The sequence below is a fragment of the Mesorhizobium captivum genome (genome assembly GCF_033977165.1).
GTDB classification, from domain to species: Bacteria; Pseudomonadota; Alphaproteobacteria; order Rhizobiales; family Rhizobiaceae; genus Mesorhizobium; species Mesorhizobium captivum.
Window position 1 is genome coordinate 1 of sequence record NZ_JAVIJB010000132.1, and the last position, 711, is coordinate 711.

Genomic DNA, 711 nt, shown 5'->3' on the forward strand with positions numbered 1-711 from the left:
TAGCCGCCGCATAGGTTCTCAACGGCCTGAAGGGTCGCGGCAGCAATCAGGCGCTTTGCGGGCCGAGGGCGGACCCTCGCGCCAGGCGCAGCGGTCCGGACTTTCCCACGGAGGCGGGCTACCGCCGCATAGACAAATTGCCGATTTGCAAGCGGGACGGCATTCCGAAGCAGCCCGGCAGCGCGTCTCTCGCGCAATGTCGAGTAATCTGTTCAACAATGCCCTCGATGACATTGGTCGAGCTCGGGACATCGTTCAATTCTCCTGTGCGGTGGTGCGCCACAGCGGCATGCTGCGGGACCAGGAAGAGCAGGCAGCATTCCTGCAAGGAGCCGCTGTCCAATTCACCCGTCACTTTCTGCCAAACTGGGAACAGGACATCCGTGAAGGAGAATCGTTTGGATATGCGACCGTATCCAACGCAGTCAGCCGGGAACTCGGAGGTCAGCCGGGCATGCAGGCCTGCAGGGCCATGGCAGCCAAGGTATCGAGGTCTACCAGCGCCCTCGACGATGTAGATGCTCGCGCATTGCCGCTCTTGGCATTGTCGTTCGGCCGATATCCCCAACTGGCGGAATGCCGCGACGGCACGGTCAGGATCGGCGAATTCTGCAGCGACAACCCAGCAGTGCTTCGCCAGCTCGACGCTCGAAACCTCTCGCTGCTGGTGAACGGCTTCAGCAAGTGGCCTGACCAGCCAGGGTGTGGCGA

1 pseudogene is annotated in these 711 nt (G+C 62.0%); it reads left to right on the plus strand.

The features are described from left to right. Positions 1–196: 196 nt before the first annotated feature. Positions 197–711, plus strand: a pseudogene (locus RFM40_RS33615) (hypothetical protein); the annotation flags it as partial.